The 24,540-nt window shown below is 45.3% G+C and carries 18 protein-coding genes; 11 read left to right on the top strand and 7 right to left on the bottom strand.

What is annotated here, in order from left to right:
• Positions 1 to 198: 198 nt before the first annotated feature.
• The gene (locus tag BCV39_RS17405) at positions 199 to 903 is read left to right on the top strand and encodes a hypothetical protein (RefSeq protein ID WP_048660510.1); all 705 of its coding nucleotides are present in this window, start codon (positions 199 to 201) and stop codon (positions 901 to 903) included.
• A 114-nt stretch (positions 904 to 1,017) separates the two neighbouring features.
• Here the strand turns inward: BCV39_RS17405 and BCV39_RS17400 are convergent, their stop codons facing one another.
• A complete protein-coding gene (locus BCV39_RS17400) occupies positions 1,018 to 1,506 on the bottom strand; it encodes an Lrp/AsnC ligand binding domain-containing protein (RefSeq protein ID WP_004732526.1) in 489 nt (162 codons plus the stop codon).
• Positions 1,507 to 1,785: 279 nt separating this feature from the next.
• Between BCV39_RS17400 and BCV39_RS23205 the strand changes: the two genes are divergently transcribed.
• The gene (locus BCV39_RS23205; RefSeq protein WP_165886738.1) at positions 1,786 to 1,956 is read left to right on the top strand and encodes a hypothetical protein; all 171 of its coding nucleotides are present in this window, start codon (positions 1,786 to 1,788) and stop codon (positions 1,954 to 1,956) included.
• A gap of 62 nt (positions 1,957 to 2,018) precedes the next feature.
• On the opposite strand, the gene BCV39_RS23295 is transcribed toward BCV39_RS23205, so the two are convergent.
• From BCV39_RS23295 to BCV39_RS17375, 5 genes are all read right to left on the bottom strand, one after another.
• Positions 2,019 to 2,243 carry a hypothetical protein gene (locus BCV39_RS23295; RefSeq protein WP_080967310.1) on the bottom strand — a complete coding sequence of 75 codons (225 nt, stop codon included), beginning with the start codon at positions 2,241 to 2,243 and terminating at the stop codon, positions 2,019 to 2,021.
• Positions 2,244 to 2,609: 366 nt separating this feature from the next.
• Complete coding sequence (gene putP / locus BCV39_RS17390; protein ID WP_170960787.1) at positions 2,610 to 4,136, bottom strand: sodium/proline symporter PutP; 1,527 nt, start codon at positions 4,134 to 4,136, stop codon at positions 2,610 to 2,612.
• Between the two features lie 150 nt (positions 4,137 to 4,286).
• Positions 4,287 to 4,991, bottom strand: a complete 705-nt coding sequence (locus tag BCV39_RS17385) for a 1-pyrroline-5-carboxylate dehydrogenase (RefSeq protein ID WP_102431361.1) — start codon at positions 4,989 to 4,991, stop codon at positions 4,287 to 4,289.
• 11 nt (positions 4,992 to 5,002) lie between these two features.
• On the bottom strand, positions 5,003 to 8,140 hold the full coding sequence (gene putA / locus BCV39_RS17380) for a bifunctional proline dehydrogenase/L-glutamate gamma-semialdehyde dehydrogenase PutA (protein WP_102431362.1): 3,138 nt from the start codon (positions 8,138 to 8,140) through the stop codon (positions 5,003 to 5,005).
• Positions 8,141 to 8,322: 182 nt separating this feature from the next.
• Positions 8,323 to 9,147, bottom strand: coding sequence for an AraC family transcriptional regulator (locus tag BCV39_RS17375; protein WP_102431363.1), 825 nt, complete (start codon positions 9,145 to 9,147; stop codon positions 8,323 to 8,325).
• 478 nt (positions 9,148 to 9,625) lie between these two features.
• Between BCV39_RS17375 and BCV39_RS17370 the strand changes: the two genes are divergently transcribed.
• From BCV39_RS17370 to BCV39_RS17360, 3 genes are all read left to right on the top strand, one after another.
• Positions 9,626 to 10,729 (top strand): PEGA domain-containing protein, encoded by a 1,104-nt coding sequence (locus BCV39_RS17370; protein WP_055319250.1) that lies wholly within the window; start codon positions 9,626 to 9,628, stop codon positions 10,727 to 10,729.
• Positions 10,730 to 10,952: 223 nt separating this feature from the next.
• The gene (locus BCV39_RS17365) at positions 10,953 to 12,782 is read left to right on the top strand and encodes a formylglycine-generating enzyme family protein (protein ID WP_102431364.1); all 1,830 of its coding nucleotides are present in this window, start codon (positions 10,953 to 10,955) and stop codon (positions 12,780 to 12,782) included.
• Positions 12,783 to 13,205: 423 nt separating this feature from the next.
• Entirely contained in the window at positions 13,206 to 13,940 is a 735-nt protein-coding gene (locus tag BCV39_RS17360) for a helix-turn-helix transcriptional regulator (protein ID WP_048664436.1), read from the top strand.
• Between the two features lie 96 nt (positions 13,941 to 14,036).
• Here the strand turns inward: BCV39_RS17360 and pdxH are convergent, their stop codons facing one another.
• On the bottom strand, positions 14,037 to 14,672 hold the full coding sequence (pdxH, locus tag BCV39_RS17355; protein ID WP_017061203.1) for a pyridoxamine 5'-phosphate oxidase: 636 nt from the start codon (positions 14,670 to 14,672) through the stop codon (positions 14,037 to 14,039).
• Between the two features lie 167 nt (positions 14,673 to 14,839).
• On the opposite strand from pdxH, the gene BCV39_RS17350 reads away from it, so the two are divergent.
• From BCV39_RS17350 to BCV39_RS17325, 6 genes are all read left to right on the top strand, one after another.
• Positions 14,840 to 16,762 carry an ATP-binding protein gene (locus BCV39_RS17350; protein WP_102431365.1) on the top strand — a complete coding sequence of 641 codons (1,923 nt, stop codon included), beginning with the start codon at positions 14,840 to 14,842 and terminating at the stop codon, positions 16,760 to 16,762.
• A gap of 84 nt (positions 16,763 to 16,846) precedes the next feature.
• Complete coding sequence (locus tag BCV39_RS17345) at positions 16,847 to 18,142, top strand: response regulator (RefSeq protein WP_102431366.1); 1,296 nt, start codon at positions 16,847 to 16,849, stop codon at positions 18,140 to 18,142.
• A gap of 112 nt (positions 18,143 to 18,254) precedes the next feature.
• A complete protein-coding gene (locus BCV39_RS17340) occupies positions 18,255 to 19,646 on the top strand; it encodes an HlyD family type I secretion periplasmic adaptor subunit (protein WP_048660519.1) in 1,392 nt (463 codons plus the stop codon).
• 59 nt (positions 19,647 to 19,705) lie between these two features.
• Positions 19,706 to 20,374 carry a transglutaminase-like cysteine peptidase gene (locus BCV39_RS17335; protein WP_048660521.1) on the top strand — a complete coding sequence of 223 codons (669 nt, stop codon included), beginning with the start codon at positions 19,706 to 19,708 and terminating at the stop codon, positions 20,372 to 20,374.
• Between the two features lie 5 nt (positions 20,375 to 20,379).
• The gene (locus BCV39_RS17330; protein ID WP_102431367.1) at positions 20,380 to 22,290 is read left to right on the top strand and encodes a LapD/MoxY N-terminal periplasmic domain-containing protein; all 1,911 of its coding nucleotides are present in this window, start codon (positions 20,380 to 20,382) and stop codon (positions 22,288 to 22,290) included.
• 18 nt (positions 22,291 to 22,308) lie between these two features.
• The gene (locus BCV39_RS17325; protein ID WP_102431368.1) at positions 22,309 to 24,423 is read left to right on the top strand and encodes a type I secretion system permease/ATPase; all 2,115 of its coding nucleotides are present in this window, start codon (positions 22,309 to 22,311) and stop codon (positions 24,421 to 24,423) included.
• Positions 24,424 to 24,540 lie beyond the last annotated feature (117 nt).

Raw genomic sequence — 24,540 nt, 5'->3', positions numbered from 1 at the left:
ATATAATGACATTAACACCAAAGACGCCTCGCTTGCGCGTTCTGGAATAAGGCTAGACTTCGGGGGGAGGCTAGCCTTTCTTATGCCCCTAGATCAGCAACCTTTCCCCACCTGTTACGTAAACTTCATCGATCCTTTTGTTTTTTTCTTGGCGTTTTTTTCTTAAAATGCGCGCAGTATTATTTCTAGAGATCAACCATGAACAAAAGTGTCTTAACTAACGTTATCGCGTTAGCACTGCTTGCTGGCGGCTATGCGACAGCAAACCAATACTTGCTTTACGCAGGCCTATTCGCATTTTCAGGTGCCATAACCAACTGGCTTGCGATTCACATGTTGTTCGAGAAAGTACCCGGCCTATACGGTTCTGGCGTTATTCCGGCGCGCTTTGAAGAGTTCAAGGCAGCCATCAAACAACTGATGATGGAGCAGTTCTTTACTGAAAGTAATATCGACCGCTTCCTAAGCAGCGAGATGACAGGAAAATCGCTTAATCTAGAGCCTGTGATTCAGAAGATCGACTTTAATCCTGCATTCGACTCACTGGTGCATGTTATCGAGAACTCACAGTTTGGCGGTATGTTGGCAATGGTTGGTGGCACAGAGGCACTACAGCCGATGAAAGCGCCATTTGTTGAGAAAATGCAAGAGTCAGTGATTGAAATCAGCAAGAGTGACTCTGTAAAAAATGCCATCAAAGACGAGTTAGAATCGCCTGCGATGATGGATGAAATCAAAGAGAACATTGAGGCGATCATTGATCAGCGCTTGAATGAACTGACACCGAAGCTTGTAAAAGAGATGGTTCAAACCATGATCAAAAAACACCTTGGCTGGCTAGTAGTATGGGGTGGTATATTCGGTGGTGTGATTGGCTTAATCTCTGCGGCAATTACGCTGTAAGTAAGCCGGACAAGTTTATCGGATTACTCTTGCTCTAACGTCCCACAAAAATGGAAGCTTATTGGCTTCCATTTTTTATATCTAAACAAACACGCTTGAAGTAAAACCGGTGCCCTACTTTAAGGTTGCCAACAATTCAGGGTTAACACCAAAGCCCTTTTTATGCTCTTCAATCACGACCTCACTGCGTGTCTGAATCACACCTGGCAAGGTACCTAACTTTGTTGCCATAAACGCTTGGTACGCCTTCATGTCTTTCACTCGAACCTTGATCATGGTATCGAAGTCTCCCGACAATGAATAACATTCTTCCACCTCGGGCATCATTTCAACCGCTTGGGCAAACTTATCAAAAATAGAAAAGCTAGTCTGGTCGAGACGAATATGGATAAAAACTTGGACATCGAGTCCCAACTTTTCTGAACAAAGCTCAGCATGATAGCCTGTGATATATCCCTCTTTCTCCAATCGCTTGAGCCTGTCAGAGCAAGGTGACGTCGTGAGGTTAACCTGCTTTGCAAGTTCAACAACAGGCAAACGCCCCTTCATATGCAGAATTCGTAGTATCTCTTTATCGATACGATCAAGTTGATGCTGAGACATAACATTCCTTAAACATTCTAAATTCCGCTCAGTATATTCCATACCTAGAGCAATCGAAGAAAACCTCGCTCACACATTTAAAAAACTAAATGCACGCATGGCATTCACGTCAAATATAAATAAATACAAATAGATAATGGAGCTTATAAATCAAACTCTGATTATTAACAAATTATTATAGAAATGACCCGATTAACAAATAAGTTGAGCCGGAAACGAAAGAAAGGATATAGGCCAGAGTGAATAATAGAATTATCAAAGAGAAAGGATGACTCTATTATGAAAACGCAAGAACTCGCATATAAACCTTACGGTATTGGTTCATGGACATACGTAACGGTATCAAAAGATGTTGCTCAAGCACTAGCAAATGAGTACTCAAACTATGGTTGGGATGTGAAGATTGATGGCAATGCCATTGAAACTGAACTTGCACTCAAAGCAGCCTAGAAACACAAAAACCTCCCAACACGGAGGTTTTTTGAATCAAGTTAGTAAGCACTTACTATGGGTTAGGCTAAACCAACTTGGGGAACAGTACTTCCGGTTTCGCAGCGGCAATTGCACGTGCGGCAGAAGTGCTGAGTTTCCATATCGTAGTACAGGTTTCCACTAAATAGCTTTGACGTCCATTGCATCATACGGCCAGAGGCTGTCTCGGGCTCTGTTTCACAACGTTTCATTATAGACTTATGTAGTGTTGTTTTTTTACATCCTTTGCAATATAGATCAGGCATACCTTTGTCCTATAGGTCTTTAGTGGTTACTGACAATTGACACATCATGTCCAATTCGGTTCCACAATTCACCGAGCTAATGACAAAAGTGAGCGCTAAGTTCAAAAAACAGCCACTTTTCTATTTTGTTTTTTGACATCAAACGCGATCAACAAGATTGATCTTTCATTTCTCGCTCAAGATCCTACGCTTTCGATTTACATTGTAAACCCCAATTTCAACATCAGAAAACCTCGAATAGACTTAATTTGAAATAAGACAAAGGTCGTACTCACATAAAAAAATAGAGCCACCAAAGTGACCCTATTTATTACTCTAAGTTTTACAATGTAAATTCGGCTGTTTTTTAACCGATAGTCATTGGGATTAGTCTAGCTCAACGAGGTTCTTCTCGAACTCAGCGTGTTGCTTCTTAACTTCGTCTTCTGGCTCGCCAGTGATTAGGCTCACGATAACGATAGAGATAGTCGATAGGATGATTCCCGGTACGATTTCGTAAACATCGAACCAACCGCCCGTGAACTGTTTCCAAAGTACAATCGTAACACCACCAACCACGATACCCGCTAGAGCGCCGTTACGGTTCATACGAGACCAGTATAGGCTCAACACGATAGCTGGACCAAATGCAGCACCGAAACCAGCCCATGCATAAGATACAAGGCCAAGAACTGAACTGTCTGGCGTCATCGCTAGTACAAGAGCAATGAGAGAGATTAGGATAACCGCGAAACGGCCTACACGAACAATCTCTTCTGACGTTGCGTCTTTCTTCAGAACTTGCTTGTACAGATCTTCTGCCATCGCAGATGAAGAAACAAGAAGTTGTGAATCCGCAGTACTCATGATTGCCGCTAGGATTGCAGCCAGTAGGATACCTGCAATTACTGGGTGGAACATCGCGTTTACAAGAAGCATGAAGATCTTCTCGCCATCGTCTAGCTTAGGTGCACCAGAGTTCGTCACATAGATTAGACCAACAAGACCAACCAGCATTGCACCAACCATAGACAGTGCAGTCCATACCACCGCGATGCGACGCGCTGTTGTTAGGTCTTTATTAGTACGTGTTGCTTTAAAACGAGCAAGAATGTGTGGCTGACCGAAGTAACCTAGACCCCATGCCGCTAGCGAGATGATCGCGATAGCAGAAAGCGGCTCACCTTTCGCATCATTCCATAGCGTTAGAAGCTCTGGGTTGATGTTGTGTAGGTCAGTCGATAGTTGACCAAGGCCACCGTTCATTGCTGCGATTGGTACAATCAATAGCGCAGCAGACATCAGCAGACCTTGAACCAAGTCCGTCCAAGATACAGCAAGGAAACCACCAAACAGTGTGTACGAAACCACACATACTGTGCCGATAATTACTGCCGTTGTGTAATCTAGGCCGAATACCGTTTCAAACAATTTACCACCCGCTACCAAGCCTGAACTTGTGTAGAAAAGGAAGAATAAAAGGATAAAGAAAGCAGAAATTGTTTGGATCAGCTTAGAATTATCATTGAAACGACGAGATAGGAACTCAGGCAGCGTCAGTGATTCAGTCGTAATGCTGTAAGTACGTAGACGTTTTGCACTGATTAACCAGTTTGCCCAAGTACCAACAAGTAGGCCACCAGCAAGCCAAAATGCTTCAAAGCCAGCAGCGTAAGCGTAACCAGGCAGGCCAAGTAGCAACCAACCACTCATGTCTGATGCACCAGCAGAAAGTGCAGCAGGCCATGGGCCTAACGAACGACCACCTAGGAAGTAGTCAGTTGAGTTAGATGTACGTTTGTAAGCAATAACACCGATCGCTAGCATCATAATTAGATACGCAATGAACGTCGTCGTTATTGCAAAACTGTTTTCTATCATTTGATAGTCCTCATTTTGTAGAAAGCCTTCCATGCCTAATTCAATGCAAGGCACTCACCATAAAGGCAAGCAAGTGCATTGAGTTAGGTATTCAGGCTCCAAAGCACTATCAGTTAAACCCAAAGATGGTGAAAACCAAAGTTGGAAAGAACCAAAAGTGCTTAGAGCCAATTTTACTGAAGGTTAGTGAGCTTCGCTTCCAAGTTCGAGCAAGGTCGCGTTACCGCCCACGGCTGTTATATTTATAGTTCGCGTACGCTCGGTAATGAAGCGCAGCGATAGGTGTGGATCATTGGCAACATTCATTGTCGCCAGATCCGTTTCAGCTACTAAACCGACGATTGCGCCGTCACGCTTAGCAAGCTGTAAATTGATAGCTTGTGCCGTTTGCGAGTTACCCACGTAACCCACGCTACGTACATCGCAAGACAACAACTGTTGAGCAGCGTCATACGAGGCAACTTGCACCAAGTTAGTTGGCAAGTTCGCCGACTTAGCTGCGTCTGCAACTAAGGTATTGAACTGCACATCATCACTGCACAATTGAACGCTGTTACCTGCCAATAGCGCAGCAGTAATAAAAGCCATTGCAGTTTGCAGTGCTGGCACTTTCTCTTCGCAATCATCAACAATCACCAAAGCCACACCGCGGCCAGCGGCATACAACTCATTGGTTTCGCCCGTAGGACCTGCCATTAGGTGCTGTTCAGAAAGCAGCGCAGACGCTTGCTCTAGATGATAAGTCGCCACCGTCGCCAAAGGCGCAGATTGACTTTCGATCTCTGATTTCAGCGCAAGTACCTGAGCACTCTTGTAATCAAAGTCGGTAAGGTTCCATTGTTCCCACGCTAGCAAAGCATCAGAAAAACCTGTCACTTGATGAACCATGATAATGCTCCTTATGCCTTGTCTTGTGATTGAGAGAAATGAACATCAGTAAAGCGGTATAGGTAGTGAGGACCACCCGCTTTAGGGCCAGTACCTGACAAGCCTTGACCACCAAATGGTTGAACACCAACAACGGCGCCCACTTGGTCACGGTTGATGTAGCAGTTACCCACACGAACGTGTTTTTCGATCCAACGGTAAGTTGTCTCGTTACGGCTGTGGATACCCATGGTTAAGCCAAAGCCCGTTTGGTTAATTTGGTCTACCACTTGCGCTAGCTCACTCGCTTTGAAGCGAACAATGTGTAGCACTGGGCCAAACTGTTCTTCTTTCAAGCAGCTGATGTCATCAACCTCAAAAGCACTCGGTGGAACAAAATCACCATGTTCACAATCCGTACCTAGAGAAAGCTGAGCTACCTTCTTCTGGGTATTGGTCATGTTTTCTAAGTGCGCCATTAGCTTCTGTTTCGCGTTTTGGTCGATAACAGGGCCAACATCGGTTTTATGAAGGTGTGGAATGCCAACACTCAGCTCGTCCATTGCACCGTGAATCAATCCAACCACGCGGTCTGCAATGTCTTCTTGGATGTAAAGCACACGTAGTGCAGAACAACGTTGACCTGCTGAAGCGAATGCTGAACGAATCACATCACGAACTACCTGTTCAGGCAGTGCAGTACTGTCGACGATCATCGCGTTCTGGCCGCCTGTTTCCGCAATAAACGGAACTGGCTTAGCGTTACGAGTGGCTAATGACACATTGATACGCTGTGCTGTTGGCGTAGAACCCGTAAAGGCAACGCCCGCAATCGCATCATGGCTTGTTAGTGCACTGCCGATCTCAGCACCGCGACCCGGCAGTAGCTGAATGGTGCCAGCAGGGAAGCCCGCTTCATTCATCAGTTCAACCGCACGAGCAGCAATCAGGCTTGTTTGCTCGGCAGGCTTAGCCACAACCGTATTACCCGCCACTAGTGCTGCAGTAATTTGGCCAAGGAAGATAGCGAGAGGGAAGTTCCAAGGGCTGATACAAACGAACACACCACGACCTTGTCGAGAAGCGATTCGAGTTTGGCCATCAAAACCTTTTAGTTCGAAACCTTGTAGGTTGTCCGCTTGTTTTGCGTAGTAACGACAGAAGTCGACGGCTTCACGTACTTCATCAATACTATCGTGAATTGTCTTACCCGCTTCTTGATGACAAATTGCCACCAGCTCAGCGAGGTTGTCTTCCATCAGGTCAGCCAGCTTATCAAGTGCCGCCGCTTTGGTTTCAACCGATGTTGCGTTCCAATCAGCGAATACTGCGTCTGCGCCAGTGATCGCTGCGGAAACATGATCAAGGTTAGCGAAAGCCACCTGCCCCACATTAATACGACGATCATAAGGTGCAGTCACTTGCTCAACGTTCTGATCAGCCTTGATCATGCTTTCGGCAAGAGATTCACCGTTGATCACAGGGCCCGCAGTCCATTGGTTGTTTAAGAAGCCTTTTACTTGCTCTTCAAACTGATGCGCTTCACTTTCAATATCAATGTTCACACCGTAAGAGTTCTTACGCTCTGGGAATACCGCCGGTGGCAATGGAATCTTAGTGTTGTGCAGTGTATCGAATGCAAGAAGCATATCGACAGGATGTTGAGTCAGCTCTGCCACAGGGCAACGCGCATCAACTAGACGGTGGACAAACGAGCTGTTTGCGCCGTTTTCTAGCAAGCGACGTACTAGATATGGCAGTAGATCTTTATGGCTGCCAACCGGTGCGTAGATACGTACCGACTGTTGGTAAGCTTCCATCGCATGGTTGTACAGAGAATCACCCATGCCGTGTAAGCGTTGGAATTCAAAGTCTTTATGGTCGGTCATTACGGCAATAGCAGAAACCGTATGAGCATTGTGGCTCGCAAACTGCGGGAAGATATTGCCACGAACGCTTGGGCTCAATAGGTAACGCGCACATGCAAGGTAAGCTACGTCTGTCGCTTCTTTACGTGTGTAAACTGGGTAATCAGTAAAGCCAGCTTGTTGCGACCATTTGATTTCGCTGTCCCAGTAAGCACCTTTAACTAAGCGAAGCGGGATCAAATCACCCTGCTCTTTCGCTAGGCGGTTTAGCCATACTAGAACCGGAAGTGCACGCTTTGAGTAAGCTTGAATAACCAGACCAAATTTACCCCAACCTTTTACAAGATCAGTGCGGTACAGTTTTTCGAATAATTTAAGAGAAAGCTCTAGGCGATCCGCTTCTTCCGCATCAATCGTAATTGCAACATCGAGCTCTACTGCACGGCGCAATAGCTGCTCTAGCGTGTCGCAAAGTTCACTCAGTACGCGGTCTTCGTTCGCCACTTCATAACGTGGGTGAAGCGCAGAAAGCTTGATAGATACCGATGGCGCAGGGCTCGATTTTGAAGAGACATACGTGTCTCGACCTACAGCTTCAATCGCCATTAGGTAATCTTTGAAGTATTTGTTTGCGTCAGCTGTAGTCAGTGCCGCTTCACCTAGCATGTCGTATGAGTAGGTAAAACCTTTGTCACGCATAGACTTACCGTTCTTCTGCGCTTCAGCAATGCTGCGACCAAGAACGAATTGGTGACCCATCACCTTCATCGCTTGGTGCATCGCTTTACGAATCACAGGCTCAGAAAGCTTGTTCACTAAACGGTTAACCGCTTGACCTGCACTCTGCTCTTTAGATGAAAGTCCAACCACCTTGCCCGTTAACATTAGGCCCCAAGTGGATGCGTTCACAAACACCGAATCAGAATTCTTAAGGTGAGACTTCCAGTCCGCAACGCTCAGTTTGTCGCGAATCAGTGCATCAGCTGTTGCTGAATCAGGAATACGCATCAAGGCTTCCGCCAGACACATCAGCAAGATGCCCTCTTGAGTATCTAAGCTGTATTCAAGCAGCAGTGCATCGATCATCTGGATAGAAGTCTTATCCGCACGGATAGCCTCGATCAATGATGTCGTTTTCTCTGTGATTTGCTGCTTTTCAGACTCAGAAGGGGTAGCTAGTGGCAGAAGTTGCTCTAGCCATTGGGTTTCATCCACCATATATAATGGTGAGATAAGCGACCATAGATCAGCAAGCGGCTGCTCGTTGAATTCTGGCTTTAACACATCAGTAGCTGTAAACATGCGTTTTCCTTAATCTCACACCCGGAATTAGCCCGGGGATCTCTACAATGGCTGCAGTGTATTTAGAGTATATAAGGATTACTTGTCAAAAACTCCGAGTTTTTTGCTAAAAACTCGCTTTATTAACAAAACAAACACAACGTCACATATGAAACTTTAAAATAATATGCCGTTTTGTTTCACTATTTAACAGAAATTTTCTTTTTGTATTGGGATGGTGACATGCCTTGAAGGCGTGAAAAGGTGTGAGTAAAGGAAGATTGACCGGAGAAACCAGCCAATTCTGCAACCTGACCAAGACTCAGATTACCTTGTTCGATCAAGCGGCGAGAGCGGTCGATACGCTTACCTAATACATACTGGTGAGGAGTAATGCCCATTTGCTCTTTGAATAGCATGTGGAATTGGCTTTCGCCCAAAAACACGCTGCCTGCAAGCTGCGCGACAGAGATCTTATTCGCGAGGTGTTGCTCGATGTAACGATCCAGAGCTTCAAGGTCGAAACGCGAATCTTTGATTGAGGTTTCAAACGCCGAGATGTGTCTTTGCATCAATGCGATCACCGTATCATTACAGGCACGGCTTAATAGCAGATCATCAGGGCTTGACTGCATCTCTTGTACCAACATATGGATAAGTTTTTGAATTTGCGCGTCTAATTGGAAGTAGACATTTGATGACTCTAGCTGGTTAATCTTCTCTAGCATCAGAGGGTCGTCGTCACTCGGCACAGGCATGTTAAGTACCAGAATATCCGACTGACCGACCACACCACCGAAAGCATGATCAGAGCTTGCTGTCACCACACATCCTTGCCCTGGACCGACAAGATTACCCTTACCGCTGACTTCAAATTCCGCCTGACCTTTTAGACCAATCACCACCTGAGAATAATGGTGATCATGACAATCCATATGCGAAGGCAAGGTAATGATCTCTGCGGGACGAGGGCCAGTAAGGCCTAGCGGAGACAAATCTAGGTTTGGAAAGGGTAAAGGTTTTGGCATGACAGCAAAGTACTCAGGTCAACATAGTAAGAATAATACTCTGAAATCTGCACAAGATGAATTTGTAAATGATCATGAGAGTCATTTCCTGACCTCAAACAAAAGATCATCACCGCGATCGTCTTGATCATGCCTCCGGAAAGATGATCAAGAGTGTATAAACTACGGCCATTGTAAAACCAATCGTTCCGGCAAGTTTAGGGGCTTCACAAGCATGCAAGCACGAAAAACCATGTCATCAATAAATGCTTCACCGCTCTAACATAATGAATAAATTTTCTTATATAGCTCAAATAATTGGCTATAAACCTGTAAAAAGTGTATCCGAAGTACCGAAACTTGGCTTTTGAGTAGATTGGATAGCAATAAAACGGTATAAAGACGGGTACTGTGTTAATTGCTAATAACTAGTGACTCACAACTAGGAAGTAGACACTTTATTAACGAGCCAATTTCAATCTACAAGTTGCAGGGACCTATGACTAACTTTCGAATTTCAGCGCTTTTACTTGCGCTATCCCCTCTTTGGGTATCTGCATCGGTATCAGCTGAAGAACTGAATCAAGTCGATCCCGTTTCAGCTATCGATGCAAAGCTAACAGAGAAAAACTCAGATATTGAGCGTATTTCAGCAACCAAAGTATCGGCGACTGAAAACCTAAAACAACTTCAAAACAAGAACAGCAAGTTGTTACGCGAAGGTGAAGAACTTAAGGCAAAACGCAACAGAGCCAAGTCTGTACTCGACAAACAGTACAGTCGCTTACTTGAAGATCCAGAAACGGATTTGGTCTCTTTCCAGAAAAGTTACCAAGACGCTTGGGCTGCGGTTAAAGAGAATCAATCGGCTCAGCTCGATAACGAACAAGCGATGAACGAGAGCGAAATTCACCTTTCTCAAATCAAGCAAAAGCAAGCTCGCCTGAATAATGAGCTAGCAAACTTGAGAGAGTCAAAAGTTGAAGCTCGTGTAAAACGTATCGCGACAGAATTGCGTGAAAGTGCGGTTCTTGAAACCAGTTACACCACCACATGTTCATCAACAATGACACTGGGTGAGTGTACTGCACAGGGTAAACACCTGACCAATCAGAAAGCCGTGCAAACGTTCAAGAGCCAATTACTTGAGCAGCTCACAGAAAGCACACTAGCGAAGCAAAACTTGCAAGGTGTTCAACTGAACATCCATGTTCAAGACAGCCAAGCAATCAAGAGTGGTTTCTCTGGTAACAACTCTTACTTCATGCAGATGCAAGCTCAGCTTCAAGCAAAACCTGAAGCAGTTGCAGCATGTAACCTATTGAATGTTTCGACTCGCTACTGCTTAACAGGCAGTGACGCTGCGGTCGTTAAGAAGAGTGACAAACAGTGGGCTAACGTGACGGTACGTTCTGATCAGTACAACGACTCAGTAACCATCAACGGCATTAAGTACGGCAGCACGCCTCTTGAGGTTGCGCTACCAAGCGGTCGTCACCAAGTAACCATTTCAAAACAAGGTTACGAGTCTTACAACCGCACAGTTACCATCAACGGCAGCGACACTATTTGGGTTAAGCTTCTTCCTAGCAAAGAAAGCTAAACACCCTTTCTACATAGAGCTAAGCCGATATAAACGCTTAGCTCTATATCAGATAGCCGTGCCTATTTCACAAAGCTGAATGAACACTCGCCATTTTGTTGATAGTTATAAACTGTATGATCGTTATAACCTTGTATAGTCGTTATAAACAGTAGCTGCAGACGAAATGGCGTTCTCGTTTAGAATATTCGATTAACCTAAATTACGATTGAAGTAGCCCATCATGCGCCAAGGTCTTCCTACTCTACTATTTGCACTTGCTCCCTGCCTAATGACTCCTGCTGTTTTCGCAGAAGCAACAACACCAGCGATCGCACCTTCTGTCACCGATATTGAAAGCTCACTATTCGAAAAGCATACCGACTTAACGGCTGTTGAGAAGAAACTGGCTGACAAACAAAATGAAGTCGACAACCAAGCGCAACAAACGGCACGTCTAACCAAGTTATCAGCTCAAGCTGAGCAAACACTCGCAAAAGCGAAAGCCAGCCTAGAGCAAGATTATACGCGCATGATTGATGAGCCCAATTTCGACATCTCGCCAGCTCAAAGCCTATTCCAAGACGCGTGGAAAACAGTAAAAGAAGGCAAGCTTGCGATTTCAGACTCTGAGCAGAAACAGCAAGGCTTGATGATGGAACTTGAGGCTATTCAAGCCGAGAAAGCGACGGCAGAAGCTTCAATCGCAACCCTAAATCAAGACAAGCTAAGAGCAAGAGCAGAACGACTAAGAAACGAGATCACTCAGACGGAAGAGCAAACCGTGAGCTTTACTAACCGTTGCAGCAGCGATATGACACTGGCGCAATGTTCAGACCAAACGGTGACCTTGGCACTGCAAAAAGCGGTAAAACAGTTCCAACATAGTCTGGTAGATAACGCGACTGAATCGAACACAGTGAAAGAGCACCTTGCGTCTGCTTCGCTGAATATTCACGTTCTGCAACACAAAGTGAAATCCTCTGGCTTCTCTGAAGATAACCGTTACCGAGCGGTGATTGCGGCGAACCTAGAAACACGCCCAGATAAGAACACACCTTGTCGTCTGCTTGGTATTCAATCATCAAACTGTTTCACGCAAAGCGAGCAACAAGCCAACGACCAGCAAAAAGAAGTCGCTTGGGTTAACTTGGTGGTGCGTTCCAATCAATACAACGACAATGTTTCTATCAACGGCGTGAACTATGGCAGCACACCGGTTGAAGTGATGTTGCCAACGGGCCAGCACATGGTCACGATCGAAAAAGAAGGCTACCTTTCTTTCCATCAAGAGCTAAAAATAGCCCGCGATCACAACCTAAGAGCCGTATTACAAGCCAAACAGAATTCATTGAATGTCGGCACCAAATTTGCCGACCCTATGGGTAACGACATTCAGAGCCCAGAAATGATTGTGGTTGGATCTGGTCGCTACCTACTGGGTGAAAACAATGCCAAGCAAGTGACCATCAAACAGCCTTTTGCATTAGCCGCTACGCCTACTCGTGTTCAAGACTTTAAAGCATTCGTTGAAAGCACAGGCTACCAGACAGACGCAGAACTGATGAACACCTGCGATACGTTCGTCAATGCAGAGATCACAACCGTTTCAGACAATGACTGGCAGAATCCTGGCTTTAAGCAAGCAGATAACTCGCCGGTCGTTTGTGTTAGCCAAAATGATGCCAAAGCTTATACTCGTTGGTTATCTAAAAACACAGGCTTCACTTACCGTTTGCCAACGCCACAAGAGTGGGAAGCTGCAGCAAGAGCAGGCCAAGACACCAACTTCTGGTGGGGCAACGAATTCCGCTCTGGCAAAGCCAATACAGGCTGGGCGGGTACACCTTGGTCAAACGTTAGCACATCTCCAGTTAAGTCATTCCTGCCAACGCCAACAGGCTTCTACGACATGGTGGGGAACGTATGGGAATGGACAACCGCTCAGAAAGGCTTAGCGAAAGGTGGCGCGTGGAGCTTCTCTCCTGAAGAAGCGAAAGTGTATAACGAACTGTACGTACCACCTTCAACCGCAGCTAACTATCTAGGATTCCGAGTAGTAAGAGATCTATAGGCTCCCAATCACAGGAGCAAAATCTTAAATATTTACTCTAGGTTCTCAATTATCACATTGAACAGCATTTATAGGGGAATTCCCCCCTTATGCATAAGCACTCCTAGGAGTAGATTCGTCGATAGAGTAGTAAGTCACTCTGGGTATCAAATTGATGCCTCAGTTTAATTTACCTGACCCTCGTAAATTAAACTGAAAATCTTCTACATGTCGACAAGGCATATCTTGTCTTTGGCCAGCCCCTCTTCAGGCTGGCTTTTTTTTGCCTGTTTATTACCCTTTATGCCCATTGATTCTCCGAGATTGACACAGTTAGTCAGCAGTCCGTTCAACTGATATTCACCCTTTACTTCTCGTGTAGAGTTCAAACTCAAATGGCCATTGCAGCACTATAAGAAACTGATATCATTGTGATACCTCTGATTGCGAGATAAAACATTGCCAGATCCACTCAACTCCATACATCGTTCTTTATTCGAGCAACTTCCAGGCTGCTGGGGCTGCAAAGATACTGACTCGGTCTTCGTGTACGCCAACCTTGCTTACAACCAATTGATCGGCTTAAAACAGGGCGAGACTTGTACTGGCTTGACTGACTTCGACATGCCCAGTCAAACCACTGAGTGCGCACAAGATTTCAGAGCTCAAGACAAACATGTGATGGATACACGCAGTACCCTTAAGATCCTCGATATTCACCCTTATCCAGACGGACGCTGGCACGCCCATATCTTTACTAAAACCCCTTGGCTTGATGACGACGACAACGTCCAAGGCACCATCTTCTATGGCCAAGAGCTTACCGATACCGCGATCTTAGAGGTCGGTCATTGGGTTTGTCAGGCAACAGGAACAAAAGGCAACCAGGCATCGCTTGCGGGGTCAGAGCCGCGCGTGTCTAAACTGCAAAAGCGGCTGACTTCGAGAGAATCAGAAGTGCTGTTCTTACTGCTTTTCGGCAAGAAACCACAGTACATCGCGTCGACGTTAAACATTTCAATCAAAACGGTCGAAGGTCATGTCGCTAGATTGAAACAGAAGTTTGATGCACGTAGTAAAAGCCAGTTAATAGAGTATGCATTGGACTCAGGATTAGGCTCAGTGATCCCAGAAACTCTGCTCAAAAAACAGATCTCCGTTGTTCTGCACAGTGACTGATTTACTGTTCAACTGAAAATGCAGACAAAAAAATGCCGTTGATAAGTCTCATCAACGGCATTTTTGGATCTGTTAACAGCTAAGCGATCAAGCAACCTAAGGCGCTAGGCGATCAATATCCCAGCTGTTGTCTTGGCGAGAGAACAAGAAACGGTCGTGCAAGCGGTGTTCACCACCTTGCCAGAACTCAATGCTATCGACACGAACTCGGAAGCCACCCCAGAAAGAAGGCACTGGGATCTCTCCTTTAGCAAACTTCTGTTTAAGCTCTAGATACTTACCTTCTAAAATCCCACGAGCTGAGATGCGGCTACTCTGCTTACTTGCAATCGCGGCCAATTGGCTCTCTTTTGGACGTGACGAGAAGTACTTCATATTTTCCATAGCCGTCAGCTTTTCAGCCGTGCCCGTAATATGAACCTGTCGCTCAAGTGGATGCCAAGGGAAGTGCAAACTGATTTTGCTGTTGTGCTCAAGCTGGTGCGCTTTACGGCTACCCAAGTTGGTGTAAAAAACGAACCCGTCTTTATCAACATTCTTCAGCAGAACAATTCGTTGGAATGGCTGACCATTTTCATCAACCGTAGCAACTGTCATGGCAGTAGGGTCCGTCAACTTCGCTTCAATGGCTTGCTCTAGCCATAGATTGAATTGCTCAATCGGGTCTGCGGCCAAGTCTTTACGTCTCAATCCACCCTTAGCGTATTCGCGACGAATATCTGTCAGTTCCATTTGGTTGCTCCTTTCAATTTTTTTGTGATTTTGCGCTGTAATCCTTTGAAACACAAGTCTCAGCCATGGTTTTGTCTCACAGAAGCTGTTCGGTGTTAACAAGATCTCGGTACTCTATCCATCATATTGATAATCTTTATACAAACCGATGACAAGCAGAGATCCAAGTGACCAAAATACTGCCTAACCTAATGACTCCCTTTGTTTTATTCTCATTGTTATTGGGAGCTGCTGGGCTGACTGCAACCCACTTTATGGCAGTACAGTTCCAAGAAAAAATCGTCACTCAGCAACTCAATGAAGCGGCCAATAAAGCCAACCTACAAATTGATTCTGAATTGGATAAATTCAAACAGATCCCGAATTTGCTCAGCCATGACCCGCGCTTGCTTTCTTATTTTGACTCATCACCGCAAACAGACAAGATTTCCGCTGCTCAGCTCAATCAATTGCTGTTTGAATGGTCAAATCAAAGCCAGGCCGACACTATATATATCCATGACCCAAGTGGTACTGTGGTCGCTTCCAGTAATTATCAAAAGCCTCGCACCTTTGTGGGTGAGAACTTCTCGTTTCGCCCCTACTTTGCTTCTGCCATTCAAGGTAACAACACACACTACGTCGCACTGGGTGCCCGCTCGAATGTACGCGGTTACTTTCTATCTTCACCGCTGTATGTTGAGAATGACATTGTTGGTGTTATCACCGTAAAAGTGAGCTTAGAGAACCTCGAAAACATCCTAACCAGCGACGAATTTGAGATTGTGGTACTCGACTCTAACCAAGTGGTATTTCTATCAAGCCAAGCTCCGTGGCTTTACCATTCATTGTTGCCACTAACGCAGCAACAACAAACGGATATCGCAATTCAACGCCAATACGGTCAAAGCGAAATTTCGATCATCGAAGCCTTTCGCTCTTCAAGCTCTCAGCCAGAAGCTAACGCTAATCGCTCTAACAACCTTCAATCCAACCAAATCCAAAAAGAGCTCACGGCCAACCAGTTATTCAAGCTTGGTACTTTTAATCTTTACCCAGCTGCCGTCAGTAACAATCAGTACCAAGTGGTCGCACTAAAAGAGACCCGGGCTGAGCTTATAAAAGTACTGCAGATCGATGTCATCTTCGTCGTGATTTACAGCTTGGTGATGCTTATTGCTTGGTCATGGCGCCAAACCTACGTAGCGAAAGTGGCGTTGACCCGACTCAACCAAAACTTAGAGCAAACCGTTGATAAACGGACTCACTACTTGAAGCAATCCAATCAACAGCTGCAACAAACCATCTTTCAATACCAAGAGTCGCAATCGAAGTTGAAGCAGACAGAACAAGAGCTAACCCAAACCGCCAAATTAGCCGTTCTGGGTGAGCTGTCAGCCAGCATTAATCATGAAATCAACCAACCACTTGCAGCACTCAGAACCTACAGCGAGAACAGCTTAAAACTGCTTGAAATGGAACGAACCGATTTGGTGAAAAGTAATCTTGAGAAAATGATTGTCCTAAACAACACCATTACCGACATCATCGCGCGACTCAAAGTCTTTACTCGCAAGGTCACCAAACAAGAGCATCATGTAGCCAACCTGCATCAAGCGGTCAACAATGCCACCAGTATTCTCAGCGCACTGATGATCAAGCAAGGCATCACGCTCAGGTTAAGCACGGTACCAGATGACATTAATATCGCGATTCATCCGACCGAGCTCGAACAAGTGCTGGTGAATCTGATTCACAACGCGACTCAAGCTCTTCAGCAGCAAGCCATAGATCAACAAACCTTGCTCCAACAAACAACAGTTCAACAAACAGCAGCCCAACAGGCTATTCCACAGATAGGCGTTGAATGGCAACTGCATGAAGACATGTGTCAGGTGATCATTTGGGATAACGGAATTGGTATGTCTGCCGACAAGCTTGAACAACTTTTTGACCCGTTTTTCACCACTAAGCCTGAAGGTTTAGGGCTTGGACTCTCTATATCTAAACGGATTATTGAAGCGTATCACGGCTCGATCAGTGCAGCCCAGTTGGAGCCGTCAGGCATGGTATTCTCGCTTAATATCCCGTTATACAAAGTTAACAACTGACGCAGAATTGGTATTGTTAACGAGAAAACGAATTTCACATTATTGCTAATCTCACATACAGCTAAGGACTCGGCTTTGCACTCTATGCCCAAACTCTATTTTGTCGACGATGAACCCGCTATCCGAGACTCCGTAGAACAAGCCATGCTGATTGAAGGCATCGATATCGTCTGCTTTCCTAATGCTATTGAGGCTCTAAAGAAGATAAATACCACGCAAGCCGGGATTGTCATTACCGATATTCACATGCCGGTGATGGATGGCATTCAATTAACGCAAAAATTACTGAGCCAAAATCCTCATTTTCAGGTCATTGTACTTACCGGGCATGGTGACGTGCAAACCGCGGTATCTGCGATGAAAGCCGGGGCTTATGATTTTCTGGAAAAGCCGTTTGTGGTCGATGCCCTCCTCACAGCAGTAAGAAAAGCCGCAGATAAGCTCGCACTGGTTGAAGAAAACAACCTATTGCGTAAAGAGTTGGCGATGCAAAATCAGGTGGGTCCAAAACTGATTGGTCAATCGCCATCAATGCAGACATTACGCCGAGAACTGATCACCTTAGACACCAAAACCAACCCACTTCTATTGTTTGTTGGTGATTTAGGAACGGGGAAAAGGGTCACAGCACAATACACTCATGATTTACACAGTCATCAAACTGCGGAGCTTTGCCCTGTTGCTGCGTTTAATTTGCCACGCAGTGACGAAGCGACATTTCATCAGTTTGTTTTGCAACTGTTCTTGAAGCATCAAGGTGGAACGATCTATATCCATGAGACAGAATCATTAACTCAGGATCAATGGCTGTGGTTAGCGAATCTAAAACCCACTCTACTTCGTGAAAACTCATGCAAGACCAATGCAACTTGTATCATTATCGCAACCAAAATAGTTCCTACTACAATTACAGGTGAACTGCGCCAATTTAATTTACTACCCTTGGCGCAAAGAACGGAAGATATTGGGTCTTTGTTCAAACACTTTGCTCGCGGTGCAGCAAGTCGCTATCAGTTGCCGCCGCCCGTTATTACAGAAAAAGAGATTCAACGACTCATTGCAACGCATTGGGTGGAGAACATTCGCCAGCTTCGCCAGCATGCCGAACTCAGAGTCTTGACTCAAATTAAGCAGCCGTCGCTCGACAGCGATATTAGTGAGCAAAATGACGATAACGAGCTCGACGTCAGCATTGAGGAACAACAACAGTCGTTAAACCAACGTACCGATAGCTTTGAACAAATTATCTTGATTGAGGCACTACATCGCCATCAAGGTCGTTTAAAAGAAGTACAACAAGAGCTTCAGGTGTCGCGAAAAACACTGTATGACAAACTAAGAAAGCATCAGCTCGATAAAACCGATTTCAAGAACCGATAAGTCTTAAAAAATATATAAATTCAAAGATTTAAAGGAACAAAATCTTAACATTTATAAGAAGTAAGAATACACTCAATAGGCTTGCACTTTTATTTAGCGAACAAGGACTGTTATGAGTCAGAAAAATTTCAGCAAATTGAACGAGACCGAGCTTGAGTATGTCGACGATAAAACAGCGGCACTACTCCTCAATACGCCCACCAGTGCGCGTATTATGCTGTGGGTGATCGTTCTGTTTTTTATTGCTGCTATTGGGTGGTCTGCTTGGGCAGAGATCGACAAAGTTACCGTTGGCCAAGGCAAAGTGATCCCTTCCTCTCAAATCCAAGTGGTGCAAAACCTTGAAGGTGGCTTAGTTAAAGAGATCTTAGTTAAAGAAGGTCAACGTGTTCAGAAAGGTCAGCAGCTACTGTTGATCGATGACACTCGATTCCGTTCGGACTTCCGCGAACGTGAACAACAAGTGGCGAACTTAACCGCCAACGTGTTGATGCTATCCGCTTCATTAACCAGTGTCGTCATTAACGAAGAGTTCTCTGTTGAAGAGTGGAAAAAAAGCGTGTTGCTTGATTACGGTAAACTCGCCTTTCCACCCAAGTTCTACGAGCTTCAGCCTAAACTGGTTAATCGCCAAAAAGCCGAATATCGTCAAGATCTGAATAACCTAAAAAACCAACTTTCTGTTTTTGATCAACAAGTTGAACAGAAACAGCAAGACCTAGTTGAGATTAAGGCGCGGGTTCGCAACCTAAAACAGAGTTACCAGTTTGCTCGCCAAGAACTGGATATCACCAAACCCCTCGCCGATGAAGGTGTGGTACCACGAATTGAATTACTTAAACTGCAAAGACAAGTGAACGACACTCGCCGAGAAATGACCTCAAGCGAGCTAAAAATCCCTCTGCTACGCTCAGCAATCAAAGAATCCATGCTCAGCCGTATTGATGCTGCCCTGAACTTCCGCTCCGAACAACAAGAAAAGCTCAATCAAGCGCAAGATAAGCTCTCTGCAATGACCGAATCGGCTGTTGGCCTTGAAGACCGAGTAAACCGTACTGTGGTGGTTTCTCCTGTAACTGGCACCGTTAAAACATTGGGCATTAATACTGTCGGTGGTGTTATCCAACCGGGTATGGACATCGTTGAGATTGTACCGACAGAAGACTCTCTCTTGGTTGAAGCGAAAATCGCCCCACAAGATATCGCTTTCCTACGCCCAGAATTGACTGCCATCGTTAAGTTCAGTGCCTATGACTTCACTAAATACGGCGGTCTAGAAGGCGTACTAGAGCACATCAGTGCCGATACCACTCAAGATGAAGAAGGCAACAGCTTCTACATCGTGCGTGTGCGCACCGAAAAACACAATTTTGGACAGAACGAAGAGTTGCCAATCATTCCGGGCATGACTGCCTCAGTCGATATCATCACAGGCAAAAGAACCGTGCTTGAGTACATGTTGAAGCCACTATTAAGTGCTCAAAACAATGCACTAAAAGAGTAAGGACGTTGGATGTTTGATAACGCCTTTCAGTACGCAGTAAATAGACAAGAGCAGAGGCTATGAAGTCTCGGATTTCGCTATTGCTGCTAGTTCTTACCTCTTTTACCTCTGTGGCGCTCAACAAGAGCGACCAAAGGTGGATAGATGCGGTGACCAAAACCTACGGCGATAGAGCCGGAAAGCGAGTAGCAACGTGGCGTTCAAACATGACGTCATACGACAGATTAAGTGAAAAAGAGAAGCTCAGGTCAGTGAACCAATTCTTCAACCAGATGTACTTTGTCGATGACAACTTACTGTGGGGAAAAAACGACTATTGGGCAACACCACTGGAGTTTTTAGGCAGCAATGCTGGTGACTGTGAAGATTTCACTATCGCAAAATACTTCTCTTTGCTTGAACTGGGCGTCCCAGATAAGAAATTGCGATTAGTGTACGTAAAAGCACTGGAGTTAAACCAATTCCATATGGTGTTGGCGTACTACTCAACACCGAGTGCAGAGCCACTAATTTTGGACAACTTAAACCCTGAAATTAAACGCGGTTCCAAACGCCCAGATCTACGACCGATTTACAGTTTCAACGGTAAAAATCTTTGGCTGATAAAATCGGCAGCGGGCAGCGGTAAATTAGCAGGGAAATCTTCAAGATTGAGCTTATGGAACGACTTACGTTCTCGTGAGCGCTCTCTAAAATTAAACAAACCCATTATCAATTACGATGAGTAGGTACAATGACTTTATATAAACAGCTTGTGGTCGGGATGGTTGCAGTGTTCATACTGCTGATGACGTCAGTTTTTATGATCGAATTCAATACCACCCGAGGATACTTAGAGGAGCAGCAACGCTCTGAGGTAAGTAATACCATTAATACTGTTGGACTGGCTCTCGCCCCTTACCTAGAAGAAAAAGACAAGGTGGCAGTGGAGTCTGTAATCAACGCCCTGTTTGATGGCAGTTCTTATTCCGTCGTTCGATTGATCTTTCTCGACAGCGGTGATGACATTCTCCGCTCATACCCTGTAAAGCCAACTGGCGTACCGGAGTGGTTTACCAACCTAAACCTGTTCGAGCCTGTTCATGACCGCCGCGTGATCACCAGTGGCTGGATGCAACTGGCAGAAGTAGAGATCGTAAGTCATCCAGGCCCTGCCTACGATCAACTTTGGCAAGCATTCATCCGCTTATTAAGCATCTTTGGCACGATCTTCTTGCTCGGTTTAGTGTCTATATCTTGGATCCTTAAACGCGCTTTACGCCCGCTCTCGTTGATCATTACTAAGATGGATCAGATCGCCAAGAACCAGTTTGGCGAACCTCTAGCTCGTCCAAAGACAAAAGATCTAACCTTGGTTGTCGACGGTATCAACCACATGTCGACTCAAGTTGAACTGGCATTTAAAAACCAAGCGAAAGAAGCTCAAAAGCTGCGTGAAAGAGCGTATATCGACCCTGTATCTCAGTTAGGTAACCGTGCTTACTACATGTCTCAGTTAACCCAGTGGTTAGAAGAGTCTAGCTTAGGTGGTTTAGCGGTACTAAAAGCCGAATTTATTAGTGAAGAGTACGACGAAAAAGGCTACCAAGAGGGTGATGCCTTGGTTCATCAACTGGCTGAACAGCTACAGGCTTCAATTTCATCACCAGATATCACCATCGCCCGTATTTCTAGTGACGAGTTTGGTTTCATTATGCCGAACATTGACGAAAGCGAACTTAAACTTGTCGCGGGCAGCATCGTAAATTGCATTCAAAACCTAGGTTCAGACCCTACAGGTACGGCGAATCCACACATCGCATTAGGTGTGACATACAGCAACACCCGAAAAAACAGTACCGAAATCATGTCGTTGGTTGATAACGCACTCTCAAGTGCCAAGGCGAACCGAGAGCTTGCTTACGGTTACGTAACCGCAGACGATCACGGCGCTGTGATGGGTAAACAACAATGGCGTATGTTGGTTGAAGAAGCGATCATCAACGACCTCATTACCTTCCGTCTTCAGGCTGCAAATAATGCCTTTGGTAAAACGTATCACCAAGAAGTATTCTCTGCGATTGAAAAAGATGGCGTGCGTTACGGTGCTAACCAGTACTTGTACGCACTAGAACAGCTTGAAATGAGCCACATTCTCGACCAATACGTTATCGAGAAGATAATTGAAAAACTGAATGCGAAAGAAGTAACAAGCCCTGTTGCTATCAATATTTCGCCAAGCAGTATTTCTCAACCAAGCTTCATCCGCTGGATCGGTAAGACGCTTGAACAAAATACTTCAATCGCTCACCTGTTGCACTTTGAGATTCCAGAAAACTGCTTCATCAACGTTCCGCACTACACGGCACTATTGTGTAACACCATTCGCAATGCTGAAGCGGTGTTTGGTGTCGATAACTACGGACGTAACTTCCAATCTCTGGATTACATCAACGAATACCGTCCAAGCTATGTGAAGCTAGATTACCTGTTCACACATAACCTGGATGACGAAAAACAAAAGTTCACCTTAACGTCGATCTCTAGAACCGCTCACAACCTAGGCGTCACCACCATCGCGTCTCGAATAGAAACTCAGACTCAGCTAGATATCTTGTCTGATAACTACGTAGAAGTGTTCCAAGGCTTCATTGTTGATAAATAGTTGTAAGGGTTATATCACATGCAAGATCCACTATTGAACTCACTGATCTACGTTAGCCGATATTACGGGTTAGCTAACTCGCCTGAAGCGTTGATCAATGGGCTACCATTATCAGACGGAAAGCTAACCCCTTTCCTATTCCCTCGTTCTGCAGAGCGAGCAGGATTGGTGGCGAAAGAAAACCGTTCCGACTTGGAAAAGATACCTCACCTGATTCTGCCTGCGGTTTTACTACTTAAACAAGGTGAGGCGTGCGTTCTCAACAGCGTTGATTTAGAAAAGCAAGAAGCGGAAATCATTACAGCGGAAAGCGGAATGGTGCCAATCATCATTCCTGTCGAAGAACTGAAAGAACAATTCATCGGCCGCTACTTCTTGGTAAAGAAACAGTTTCGCTATGATGAACGTTCACCAGAGGTTCTAAAAACACGTAAAGGGCATTGGTTTTGGAGTACCATTTGGGAATCAAAAAACATCTACCGAGATGTGTTGATAGCCTCCATTCTGATCAATATCTTCGCGATAGCCGCGCCAATGTTCACACGCTTGGTGTATGACAAAGTCGTTCCCAACCTTGCCTTTGAAACTTTGTGGGTGCTAGCGAGTGGTATCTTTGTCGTGTTCCTATTCGATTTGCTGCTCAAATTGATGCGAAGCTACTTCATTGACGTTGCCGGTAAGAAATCCGACATCCTCATTTCTTCCAAGCTGTTTAGTAAGGTATTAGGGATTCGTATGGAAGCAAAGCCTGCTTCTGTCGGTGCTTTTGCCAAAAACTTGCAAGAATTCGAATCAATCCGTGAGTTCTTTACCTCAGCAACCATCGGCTCGTTAATCGACTTACCATTCGCGCTGATGTTCTTGGCGTTGATTTGGTTAATGGCCGGAAACCTTGTATTTGTTCCTGTTGTCGGCGTGGTTATTCTGATCATCTATGCACTGTTAATCCAAGGTCCACTGCGTCGTACTATTGAAGAGGGCTCTCGTCTTGCTTCTCAGAAGTACGCGAACTTGATTGAAAGTTTGGCTGGGTTAGAGACGGTTAAGCTCTTCAGCGCGCAGAGTCAGTTCCAATTCCGTTGGGAAGAAGCGGTTGCGCACATGGCAAATTGGAATATCAAAAGCCGACGCATCACAGACAGCATCCAAAACACCGCCGGCTTTGTTCAGCAAAGTACTAACGTAGGTATGATCATTTTTGGTGTGTATCTCATTGCTGAAGGTGAACTGACTATGGGTGGCTTGATTGCTGCGACCATGCTGAGTGGCCGTGCGATTGGTCCTCTTGTTCAACTGTCTTTGCTTTCTACACGTTATAACCAAGCGAAATCGTCGATGACTCTGATTGAGCAAGTCATGTCGATGCCTGATGAACAAGAAGAAGGCAAACGCTACATTCATCGCCCGATTATCCAAGGTCATATCGCGTTAGACAAAGTGACGTTCCACTACCCTGACTCGCCAGTCGCTTCTATCAGAGACTTAACACTGCATATTAAACCTGGTGAAAAGGTGGCGATCATTGGCCGAATTGGTTCAGGTAAAACGACTCTAGAGCGCCTGATTATGGGCCTGTATAAGCCCACAGAAGGCCATGTTCGCATTGATGACACCGACATGGAGCAACTGCATCATGTCGACGTACGACGCAATATAGGCTGTGTACCGCAAGACAGTAACCTATTCTATGGCTCAGTAAGAGACAACATTACCTTAGGTCGTCCATTGGTCGATGACCGTGATGTAATGGATGCTGCGAACCGTGCAGGTGTTACCGCTTTTACTCAGCAAGATCCAGCAGGCTTAGAACGCCAAGTGGGCGAAGGCGGTGGTTTGCTGTCTGGTGGTCAACGTCAGTCAATTGCCATTGCTAGAGCCTTCCTAGGCCGTCCTCCAGTGCTATTGATGGACGAACCGACCAGTGCGATGGATAACCGTTCAGAAATGCACATCAAGCACCAGCTTAACCAATTGCTACCAAGCGAGACGTTAATTCTGATTACACACAAAACATCGATGTTGGACATTGTCGACAGAGTGATCGTAATGGAGAAAGGCTGCATTATTGCTGACGGGCCAAAAGCGCAAGTTCTGTCAGACTTGAAGCAAGGTAAGGTAAGAGCTGCAAGTTAAAGCGCTCATGTGACTTAAAGAATCTAACTAAATCAATATCAGTGACAAGCAAAGGGGGGAGCATCAGCTCCCCCCCTTTTTTTTATTCGAATATATAGAAAACGGTTCGAACCGATC

Origin of the sequence: Vibrio sp. 10N.286.55.E10, from assembly GCF_002872555.1 — a bacterium.
In the GTDB taxonomy this organism is placed as follows: domain Bacteria; phylum Pseudomonadota; class Gammaproteobacteria; order Enterobacterales; family Vibrionaceae; genus Vibrio; species Vibrio crassostreae.
Note: the sequence above shows the minus strand (reverse complement) of the source record. Positions and strands in the feature narration are given on the sequence as shown.

Excerpts from the sequence above, each read along its gene's own strand:
- BCV39_RS17405 (WP_048660510.1), top strand. The coding sequence starts at position 199 with ATGAACAAAAGTGTCTTAACTAACGTTATCGCGTTAGCACTGCTTGCT.
- BCV39_RS17400 (WP_004732526.1), bottom strand. The coding sequence starts at position 1,506 with ATGTCTCAGCATCAACTTGATCGTATCGATAAAGAGATACTACGAATT.
- BCV39_RS23205 (WP_165886738.1), top strand. The coding sequence starts at position 1,786 with ATGAAAACGCAAGAACTCGCATATAAACCTTACGGTATTGGTTCATGG.
- BCV39_RS23295 (WP_080967310.1), bottom strand. The coding sequence starts at position 2,243 with ATGCCTGATCTATATTGCAAAGGATGTAAAAAAACAACACTACATAAG.
- putP (WP_170960787.1), bottom strand. The coding sequence starts at position 4,136 with ATGGAAGGCTTTCTACAAAATGAGGACTATCAAATGATAGAAAACAGT.
- BCV39_RS17385 (WP_102431361.1), bottom strand. The coding sequence starts at position 4,991 with ATGGTTCATCAAGTGACAGGTTTTTCTGATGCTTTGCTAGCGTGGGAA.
- putA (WP_102431362.1), bottom strand. The coding sequence starts at position 8,140 with ATGTTTACAGCTACTGATGTGTTAAAGCCAGAATTCAACGAGCAGCCG.
- BCV39_RS17375 (WP_102431363.1), bottom strand. The coding sequence starts at position 9,147 with ATGCCAAAACCTTTACCCTTTCCAAACCTAGATTTGTCTCCGCTAGGC.
- BCV39_RS17370 (WP_055319250.1), top strand. The coding sequence starts at position 9,626 with ATGACTAACTTTCGAATTTCAGCGCTTTTACTTGCGCTATCCCCTCTT.
- BCV39_RS17365 (WP_102431364.1), top strand. The coding sequence starts at position 10,953 with ATGCGCCAAGGTCTTCCTACTCTACTATTTGCACTTGCTCCCTGCCTA.
- pdxH (WP_017061203.1), bottom strand. The coding sequence starts at position 14,672 with ATGGAACTGACAGATATTCGTCGCGAATACGCTAAGGGTGGATTGAGA.
- BCV39_RS17345 (WP_102431366.1), top strand. The coding sequence starts at position 16,847 with ATGCCCAAACTCTATTTTGTCGACGATGAACCCGCTATCCGAGACTCC.
- BCV39_RS17340 (WP_048660519.1), top strand. The coding sequence starts at position 18,255 with ATGAGTCAGAAAAATTTCAGCAAATTGAACGAGACCGAGCTTGAGTAT.
- BCV39_RS17335 (WP_048660521.1), top strand. The coding sequence starts at position 19,706 with ATGAAGTCTCGGATTTCGCTATTGCTGCTAGTTCTTACCTCTTTTACC.
- BCV39_RS17330 (WP_102431367.1), top strand. The coding sequence starts at position 20,380 with ATGACTTTATATAAACAGCTTGTGGTCGGGATGGTTGCAGTGTTCATA.
- BCV39_RS17325 (WP_102431368.1), top strand. The coding sequence starts at position 22,309 with ATGCAAGATCCACTATTGAACTCACTGATCTACGTTAGCCGATATTAC.